General features: G+C 40.1%; 7 protein-coding genes and 1 tRNA gene. 4 read left to right on the forward strand and 4 right to left on the reverse strand.

Annotated features, from left to right (window positions below; translation table 11 throughout):
* Positions 1 to 58 precede the first annotated feature (58 nt).
* Both BN35_RS02140 and BN35_RS02145 read left to right on the forward strand, forming a co-directional pair.
* Complete coding sequence (locus BN35_RS02140; protein ID WP_025072630.1) at positions 59 to 628, forward strand: L-threonylcarbamoyladenylate synthase; 570 nt, start codon at positions 59 to 61, stop codon at positions 626 to 628.
* A 144-nt stretch (positions 629 to 772) separates the two neighbouring features.
* Positions 773 to 2,548 carry a chloride channel protein gene (locus BN35_RS02145; protein ID WP_028901206.1) on the forward strand — a complete coding sequence of 592 codons (1,776 nt, stop codon included), beginning with the start codon at positions 773 to 775 and terminating at the stop codon, positions 2,546 to 2,548.
* A gap of 80 nt (positions 2,549 to 2,628) precedes the next feature.
* Here BN35_RS02145 and BN35_RS02150 read toward each other — a convergent pair.
* From BN35_RS02150 to BN35_RS02165, 4 genes are all read right to left on the reverse strand, one after another.
* Positions 2,629 to 2,701 (reverse strand) — tRNA-Phe (locus tag BN35_RS02150).
* A gap of 199 nt (positions 2,702 to 2,900) precedes the next feature.
* Positions 2,901 to 3,503 carry an AbgT family transporter gene (locus tag BN35_RS02155; RefSeq protein WP_025072629.1) on the reverse strand — a complete coding sequence of 201 codons (603 nt, stop codon included), beginning with the start codon at positions 3,501 to 3,503 and terminating at the stop codon, positions 2,901 to 2,903.
* The gene (locus BN35_RS02160; protein ID WP_008121916.1) at positions 3,493 to 4,218 is read right to left on the reverse strand and encodes a DUF5932 domain-containing protein; all 726 of its coding nucleotides are present in this window, start codon (positions 4,216 to 4,218) and stop codon (positions 3,493 to 3,495) included. Before BN35_RS02160 ends, BN35_RS02155 begins: the two co-directional genes overlap by 11 nt.
* Positions 4,194 to 7,754, reverse strand: coding sequence for a sensor histidine kinase (locus tag BN35_RS02165; protein ID WP_248616681.1), 3,561 nt, complete (start codon positions 7,752 to 7,754; stop codon positions 4,194 to 4,196). Before BN35_RS02165 ends, BN35_RS02160 begins: the two co-directional genes overlap by 25 nt.
* Positions 7,755 to 7,911: 157 nt before the next feature.
* Between BN35_RS02165 and BN35_RS02170 the strand changes: the two genes are divergently transcribed.
* Both BN35_RS02170 and BN35_RS02175 read left to right on the forward strand, forming a co-directional pair.
* Positions 7,912 to 8,976: a LacI family DNA-binding transcriptional regulator gene (locus tag BN35_RS02170; RefSeq protein WP_025072628.1), complete on the forward strand. Its 1,065-nt coding sequence runs from the start codon at positions 7,912 to 7,914 to the stop codon at positions 8,974 to 8,976.
* 33 nt (positions 8,977 to 9,009) lie between these two features.
* Entirely contained in the window at positions 9,010 to 9,819 is an 810-nt protein-coding gene (locus BN35_RS02175) for a hypothetical protein (protein WP_025072627.1), read from the forward strand.
* Positions 9,820 to 9,862: the final 43 nt, after the last annotated feature.

Consider the following 9,862-nt stretch of genomic DNA (forward strand, 5'->3'; position numbering starts at 1 on the left):
AGCTCCACAGCGAAACAACTCTAATAAAAATATAAGAGAGTTAGGAGAAAAGAAAACGATGAATCAACAAGAAGATATAAAAAACGCAATTGAAGTAATGAAGCAAGGGGGAGTAATCCTCTACCCTACTGATACCGTTTGGGGAATTGGTTGCGACGCTACGAATGCCGAAGCAGTCGCAAAAGTGTACAAAATCAAGAAACGAGATGACTCTAAGGCACTCATCTGTTTGGTAGATTCGGATGCCCGACTACAACGATATGTGAGAAATGTTCCCAATGTAGCATGGGACATCTTGGACATTGCCACTAAACCTACCACGATTATCCTCGATGGTGCTATAAACTTAGCTCCGAACTTAATAGCAGAAGATGGAAGCATCGCACTACGCATTACCAAAGAACCATTTTCTCATGAACTATGTTACCGATTCCAAAAACCATTGGTAAGCACCAGTGCGAACATAAGTGGCGAACCCCCTGCAGCTAACTATAATGATATTAGCCAAGAACTCCTTGATGCTGTGGACTATGTCTGCTTTTCACGCAGGCAGGAACACAAACCTCATACACCCAGTAGCATCATCAAACTGAAAGAAGACGGTGAGGTGACGATTATCAGGAAATAGAAAACGAACTATTCCTCCTGATGTTTAGAAACTATTTCAATTAGCAAAAGAAACATAGATAGCGAAAGTTAATCGCATAAAACATTTGTAAAAAGAGACAGGAAGGGTCACTCACCTATTCTGATTATCCTTAAAAGAACGTACATGCTCATTAATGAGATAAACAATTGGCGCAAAGAGCATCTGACCACTCGTCAGATAACGGTTGTCCTATCTTTCTTTATCGGCATCTTCGCTTCTGTTGCGGCTTACGTGTTGCACTTTATCATTCGCCAAATACAGTATCTTCTTACTGCACGATTTGACACAGACACCTTCAACTGGCTTTATTTGGTATTTCCCGCTATTGGTATTTATATCACTACCCTCTTTGTGCGTTATATTGTGAAAGACAACATTTCGCACGGTATCACGCAAGTGCTCTATGCCATTTCTACAAAGAAATCACGCTTGAAAGTGCATAACTGCTGGTCATCAGTTATTGCATCCGCTATCACCATTGGGTTTGGAGGTTCGGTAGGAGCTGAGGCTCCTATCGTACTGACAGGTTCTGCGATAGGCAGCAACTTAGGGCGATTGTTTAAGATGGACAACAAGACCCTCATGCTGTTAGTGGGATGCGGTGCTGCCGCTGCCATTGCAGGCATCTTTAAGGCTCCCATAGCAGGTTTAGTATTCACGCTCGAAGTGCTAATGGTAGACCTGAGTATGGCTTCTTTGCTGCCCATCCTCACCTCGTGCGTAACCGCAACTGTCTTTACCTATATCTTCACGGGAAACAGGGCTTTATTCGATTTCACCTTAGATAGTGCTTGGAATATTGAACGTATTCCAGCCAGTATTTTGTTGGGACTCTTTTGCGGGATAGCAAGCTTATATTTTATTCGCATGATGACAAAATGCGAAGGAGTATTTGCGCGACTTCAGCATCACCCTTATGCCAAACTGATGTTAGGTGGAGTCTTACTTAGCTCGCTTATCTTTTTATTTCCTTCTCTTTATGGTGAAGGCTACGATTCGCTGAATACTCTTTTAAATGGAAGAACGGAAGCCGACTGGGATGCTGTCATGAACAATTCACTGTTTTCAGGGCATGCCGAGTTATTGGTACTCTATATCAGTTTGGTATTGCTCACCAAGATTTTTGCCACGTCGGCAACCAACGGTGCAGGCGGTGTAGGTGGAACATTTGCACCTTCCTTGTTTGTGGGAGGCTTCGGAGGATTCTTATTTGCACGAGTTTGGAATATGAACCAAATTGGCGTGTATATTCCAGAAAAGAATTTTACCTTGCTCGGTATGGCAGGTGTCATGGCAGGTGTCATGCACGCTCCCTTGACGGGTGTCTTCTTAATTGCAGAACTTACAGGCGGTTATGACTTGTTTTTACCCTTGATTATGGTCAGCATTGTTTCGGTGATGGCTATCAGTATTTTTGAACCGCACAGCATATATGCCATGCGACTGGCGAGACAAGGTCGCTTGGTGACTCACCACACAGACCGTTCCGTGCTTACATTAATGAGTTTGGATAGTGTCATTGATAAAAACTTTACCGCAGTAGAACCTGAAATGCCATTAGGCGAGTTGGTCAATGCGATTAGTAAAAGCCACACAAGTTTTATTCCAGTGGTAGATACCGCAGGCGTCTTGGTGGGTATTATCGACATCAACAAAATTAGACATGTGATGTTCCGCACTGAACTTTATCATCGATTTACGGTGAGTCAAATTTTAATTCCTCCTCAGGCTACTTTAGGTATTCATGACTCTATGGAAGAAGTCATGGAGAAATTTGACAAAACCAACGCTAACTACCTCCCCATTGTAGATGTCAATGACCATTTAACGGGATTTGTAGATCGCACACGTCTTTATTCCATGTATCGGAAGACCGTTGCAGACTTCTCTGCAGAATAAGAAAGAGCCTCCCACCCTTATCCTATTGGCACAAAAAAAATCCTGAACAACTGTCAGGATTTCTATTTTTTACTTTTAAGTGGTACCACCAGGAATCGAACCGGGGACACAAGGATTTTCAGTCCTTTGCTCTACCAACTGAGCTATGGCACCATTTCTTTTTTGCGATTGCAAAGGTAAGTATAAAATATAAAACGACAAAATATTACTTATAAAAAAAATGTGCATTTAGATTTCGTTAACATTTTTCCAGCGCTACAGTAATCATTTGCTCATACAATAAATGAGTGTAAGAAACTCATGACTCAAGACCCTCTCCCTTTTTCCAACTCTCTTGCACCATGAAAAGCTGTCAAGTAACGACTACAAACAAAATGGAATAATAAAGTTGTATCACGAAGACATAAATAACTAACCACGGTGAAATGGCGGTGATGCCTGAAGTCAAAGAGTTGAAGATATCAGTTAACGAAGTAAAAGATGTATTGATTAATCCATAGGTAATTGAAAAGAGCGTCAACAGAAAACAGACAATAGGAATAAGACTCCTCGAAAAACTGCTTGGGAAAAGTTCGCCCGTGACGCTTAACAAAATGGCTTGCGGCAAGAAAGTCATCAAAAACAAGACGATAGCAAAGAAGATAAGTTCTGCCACTACCACCTTCAAAGCAAATAGCTGACGATAAGAAATATTTGAGAAATACATAATAGCCCTTGACAATCCACTTGACCGCAAAGCTCCAAAAGTCATTCCTGCCAGTACAAGCCATACCAAGAGAGGAGAGGCTAAATTCGAAGTATATTGACCCAAAAACCATCTTATCCCCTCGCTACTTAACATGGAACGTACGGGTAATGTTGGAAACATGACCGTGACAAACCAAGAGCCAAGTATGACTAATATTTGTAATACGATGAAGATAAAGATGGAGCTGGCAAAAATCTTATGTTTCATCTGGTTGCAAGTTATCTATGTCGAGTATTCTTAGTTCAATGGCTCTCACTACCAATCGTGTAGCATTGATGCCAACCCCTTGATTTCCATCAGGGAACAGTTTTTGTATTAATTCACTTTGCCGTTTTTCCAAACTCTTAACACCAAAAGGCATACCTCGTAGATTAGTGATTTGCTCTTTAGTGTAGCCCAAAGCCAAATGTCTTAAGAAGCGTTCATCATATTCATCAATCTCGTAATTGATGAAAGCTTCTTGTTTCATAAGTTCGTTATTTACGGTATGCTTAAATCTGTCGACTATTTTTTCTAATATTGGCTGATTGAACACCATGCGTTTACCGCTCATCACACTTGCCACATCACCGCGCGTAAGCAGTTCGCCGCTTTTTAGAATAATACCGTCACAGCCTGCATCCAACACATCTACCCATAACTTTTCATTCAAAATCTCGCCCGTAAAAATTAGCACTTTCACCTGTGGATACATGGCTTTCGTTTGACGGCAAATCTCTACACCAACCGTAGTAGAACCAGCCAAACCGAGATCAAGCAGCACCAACTCTGGAATTTCCTTCTTGATGAGTTGCCAATATGCCTGCTCGTTAGCTGCTGTGCCTATGATTTCGGCTTCTGGGATTTCATTCTTGAAAATACCTTCTGTGCCCTTTAGTTCCAAGGGTACATCTTCTACTATGATAATTTTAAATTTTTCCATGTTTGGTTCGTTATAGTTATTAATATGTGTACGTATCCATCTGCAAGTCTCCGAGCTTCAATCCCACAAGCACGGGCATTGGTTGCCTCTCCTAACTCTCTGATAATTTGTCGACACAACCAAAACTGCATATCATGAGTGTCTGGCGTAAACAAAGCTGAAAGGGCTTCATCGGAGAGCTGGAGATTTTGCATCGTCAAATCAATGAAGGTGTAGGTTTCATCTCGTTGATGAATTTGCATGATGGGCTTTGCTTTATTCTGTTGTTGAAGCATATCAAAGAGATATTGCAGAAGCTCATCATCCACCCTTGAAGTGTTGTCAACTTGGCGCATGGCTTGTGCGCTTAGTATTTTGAACAAATCTCTATAATAGGTAGAAATCTCTTTTAATGGTGCCAAGTTTTCATCCTTCTTTTCTACTAACAATTTTATTTTTGAAGGATAATACATTGTTTCATGCTTGAGGGTTGACAAACAATTATCCAACACGCTGTTACTGATGTACAACTGTGAATTTTCGTAATCGTTGCGATGCAAGTCGTCTTCCAATATTTCCATTTCATGAACTTGCACCTCTTCTGTTTGAATGCGCTGCTTGAGTGCACTCTGAATTTGGGCGACAATGGCATTGAGACGTGAAAACTGCGGATTGAAGATTTGTTTGTTAGAAGCCCAAAGCTCATTTATCTTTGCCAATTTATTCTTTGCACTGTCTTCACCCAGCAGCACTTGGTTGATATTGTCAATTTTATGAACGCAGAATTGGTAATATATTCGATGTCGATAATACAAGAAATAATAAGCTGGGAAAATAAGAAGAAATATGAACGAAAGCAATGCTATGGCAATATTTTTGTTACTCTCCGACTTTTGCATCATCTTGACATAGGTACTTAACGTATTATCGGCACTTCGTTCGCGAAACAATTGGATATAAACTTGATTGTTGTAGGAGTATAAATTCCAATATTTTAAGCCCAATGCTGCCACTGCTACCTCATTGCGTATGGACAGAATGAGATTGTATGGCATTGAAACATGCTGGTGCAACCATTGTATCTCTGCTGGCAATGCCGTACTACCAGTGATGAGTACCATGGTGTCTGCTTTTTGAGGGTATTGTGCTAAATACATCTTATTCAGATAAGAAATGCAACTGTCCGCATAAATCAGTGTTTTGTGAAATGTTCCGTTAATATTACTTTGATAAACACTGTCTGCAAAAACACTTGCCATGCTTGTGGCATCTTTGTTTATCTTCATAGAGGCATTACCATGACTTGGCGAATGTGCAGAAGTCACCAATTGTTTTGCAAACAATGGCATCGCCAGTTGACTACCTAAAAGAACCACTGTCAATAAGAGTCTGACTACCCCTTTGGGCAACCTAAAGAGAAATTTACTCCCCTTTTGATATTCACTTTCAGCCTGAATGGTACAAACATCAAAGATTTTACTAATTTTCTTATATCGATCTATAATTCCTTTACAGTTCATTAGCCCAAATCCATGGCTAATACGACTATTATGCTTCTGCAAAGATGCGCTATCAGGCGCTGCACTATCAACGATAGGTTTGTGATCGAATAAATGCTGAAGTTGTTCGGAAGTCATGCCTATTCCCGTGTCTTCTACCACAATTTCCACAAAATCGCGCTCATTGTTGGCATAAACTCTCACCTTCCCTCCAGACGGAGTGAATTTACGAGCATTGTCACACAGGGTGTTCAACATAAACAAGGTAAGCGTCTTGTCTGCTTTCACCACGGCATCGGTGTTTTGAATGTTGAGTTCTATTCCTTTCAACCTGAAACTCATGCGATTACGGCTCAATATATCAAGCAAATCTTGAAGTGGAAAACTCTCTATTTTCAAACTCAAATAACCCTTCCTAAGTTGAATCCAATTCGTTAAAACTGCATTATATTGATTGATTTGGTCGGTCAGCTCGGCAATATAGGTATATCGCTCTGCTCGGATTTGGGAATTTTCTTGTCTATCACACAAGCGATGCACTTCATGTAATATTCTATCTATTAACGGAAGGACAATTTGAACCAACGACAATTTGGCGCGTTGTTCTAAGTTGCGTCTTTTATTTTGCGATAGACGAACCTCTGTCATCTCTTTTCTTTCCTCCATCTCTTCATACCGCTCTTGATAAGTGGATAAAAACTTTTCATTTTCAATCTTCCACTCCTCTAACGGTTCCAACAGTTTCTCAAGAACAGACGTGCGCTTCTCGTTGCGTTTTCGCATCCAGTCAAACATCCATAAGAGAAAGCTAACGAAAACAATCATCAGGACAATGGCTACAATCATTCGATTGAGTATGCGCAAGGATTGGTTCAACTGTTCGGCACGTGCTTCCAACTGTCGGTCTTGTCTGGTTCCTTCTTGTATGTCAAGATATAGATTTCTGTTATAGTCACTTTTCTGTTTGTCATTCATCGCCGAATACACCAATGATAGCTGTTCGCGAATAGAAGCCACCAAATCAGGTGCTTGAAGAATGGCTTGATTTGTATTCAAGGCATTTGTCAAACAGATAAGAGCAGAGGGATAGTCGTGCAATTCCCAATAGCATTGTGCCAATGTTCGATAGGCACCCGCTGTTTGATAAACGTCACCGTATTTCTGAAATTTATCTAAGGCACGCTGTGCAAGATGTCCTGCCAAGAGAGAGTCTGGCATGTGATAGGGATTGAGATATTGGAACGACGGCAGATTATCATGTATGAGCTTGTCGCGGTATTTTTTACGTTGCAACCGTTCACTAATAGCTTGAAGTGAATTGGCTTCCCAATAGGGATAGTGAAATTGTTTTGATAATTGATAGCATCTGATTAAATAATCGAACTCGGCTTGGTTAATTTCTTCACGAGTACCATTCAGAATGACACCTCCTGCACCAACATTATACAAATAGTTCAACAGTTGGGTCGTATCTCGTGTGATATCCCCATTGACATCAATGACGTTGATTGCTTCCACAGATTCATTTTCCAATCCCACGTAATAGAAATAGGTAGAATTGGTAATATTAAATTCACTTTCAGCGTAAATCATTCTCAGCTCTTGATGGTCTGACAGATTTGCACTCTCTTCTTTTATGCGCTTAAATCGTCTTATTGCTCGTTCCCGATAAACGTAAAAGTTCTTATTTTCTGAACATCTTTGACACAATCGCATCATTTGTACATCGGCAATCAATTGCTCTATTTGATTGTTGGTGTTCTGAAAGATAAGCGACAAGAGCGAATCGGCTTGCTGGTATTCCATTTTTGCGAGACTGACAAAGGCTAAATTGTTCAGCGCTTCTGCATAATCTCCACTTCGTGTCTTTGAAAGTTTCAACGCTTTCTGTGCATAAAACGTGGTACTATCGAGATTTCTATACCTGAAGGCGTAAGCCTTTTCATTCAGCGCCACCACCTCTGTAGGGTGAGGAGCCGAACATGATACTACAGTTACACAACACCAAAAGAACAATAGTATCAAGGCAGGATATGTCGGTAGTTTTTTTATGATCATAGATAGGTTACAGAAATTCAGTCAGACAAAGATAACTAAATTCATTTTGAAAACACACAAATAGGTATTAAAAAAGTCTGTTCTCAATAAAATAACACGCTGTGTTTTCTAACAATATAAGTTTTATTTGTATTTTTGCAGCATATATAAGCGTATTATGGCAGCAAAGATTAGAATTAAGGATATTGCATTAAGGGCAGCTGTATCAGTAGGCACTGTTGATAGAGTGCTGCACAATCGGCCGAATGTGTCCAAGGTGGCAAGAGAAAAGGTGGAGCAGGCGTTGAAGGAAATGGACTATCAACCCAACATGTACGCAAGTGCTTTGGCTTACAACAAGTCGTACACTTTTTATCTCCTCATACCTCAGCATGAATTTGAAGCCTATTGGGAAGAAATAGAAGAAGGTGCAAAAAGGGCAATTGAAATTAGACGTGATTTTTATTTAGAACTAAAGATATTCAACTATGAACGTTCAGATGAGCAATCTTTTCTTCAAGTAGCTGCCAAATGTATTGAGCAACAACCCGATGGCGTCATTGTGGTGCCGTCAACATTGGAGGTCACTCGACAGTTCACAGACCAATTACACGATCAAAAAATTCCGTTTGTGATGTTAGACTCCTATATGCCCGACCTCAATCCGTTATCTTTCTTTGGACAAGATTCTTTCCGAAGTGGATATTTTTCCGCTAGAGTCTTGATGCTCATTGCCAATAAGGAGAAAGAGATAGCGATTATGAAACGCATAAAAGGCGGCAAAGTGAGTACTAAACAGCAAGCCAATCGTGAAGTTGGTTTTAGACATTATATGTATGATCATTTCCCCGAAATCAATATTCTCGAAATGGAAGTACCTATGGCCGCCACACGCAAGGAGTATGATGAAATAATAGAACACTTTTTTGAGCTACATCCTGAAGTGCACCATTGCATCACATTTGGTTCAAAAGCCCACATTGTCGGTGATTACTTGTTAAGGAAGAATAGGCGTGACATTCAAATCATGGGCTATGACATGGTAGAAAAGAATGCAAAATGTTTACAACAGGGAAGTATCTCGTTCTTGATAGCACAACATGCTTATCAACAGGGTTATAGCTGTATTGAAACACTTTTCAGGGCTATCGTACTCAAAAAGAAAGTTGAACCCGTTAATTACATGCCCATCGAACTGTTAGCCAAAGAAAACATGGATTTCTATCGTCGAACACAGCTGTAAATCATCAGTACACTCCTATTTTAATCATTCTTTATGGATATTATCAAACGTAATTTCTTTCGACTTTTAAGGTCTGGCGCATTGAATGAATACGTTACGTTAGAACCAATGTCCAACTTTAAATGGAGACGCCTCTTTCAGCTTTTAGAATCACAAAAAGTCGAATCCATCGCTCTGAAAGGTATTAAGAATCACCAATACGACACAAATATTCACATACCCGAACAGCTGATTCAAGCCTTAGCAACGAATACCGTCAAGGAGGAAGCCTTAACAAAAGACACCCCACCTACCCTATCCAATCGCTTTCTGAATCGCAAGCTGAATAAGATTCGGCATGACGAGTACCATAGTATTGACACCTCTACGGATACACTCGCATTGTTAGACATTATCTTGTTTAATATCAATCACATTCTGAACTACGGCATCTCTTTAAGAGGAATTTTGGAATTAGGAAAATTTCTACGTACCAGAGGCGACAAAGTAGATTTCGTTAAATTGGAGACATGGCTTAATGCACTTCATATTCAACGCATTGCCCAATTGCAAGGAAGTATTCTGATTGAGGTATTTAATTTCGAGCAAGACGAAATTCCATTTGTTCAAGAGGTGGAACGAAATTCATACGCATTGGCTTTGCGCACGCTAACCCATACTGAAATAGATACCAGTAAAGAATGGCATTTTAGACAATCAAAGGCAGGGTTTGTGCAGAATAATAATGTGGTGCTGAAAAGAAATCTCAAGCGCAGCATACGTTATATCAATTATGCTCCCATTGAAACTACCAGTAGCTTTCTTGCAAATTTAGGACGTAGCTTGTCGGAGATAGAAGAATAACAGTTAAGTGCGTGAATCGAGAATAAAAAAACTGTCAAAAATC

Source organism: Hoylesella timonensis 4401737 = DSM 22865 = JCM 15640, assembly GCF_000455445.1.
GTDB lineage: Bacteria > Bacteroidota > Bacteroidia > Bacteroidales > Bacteroidaceae > Prevotella > Prevotella timonensis.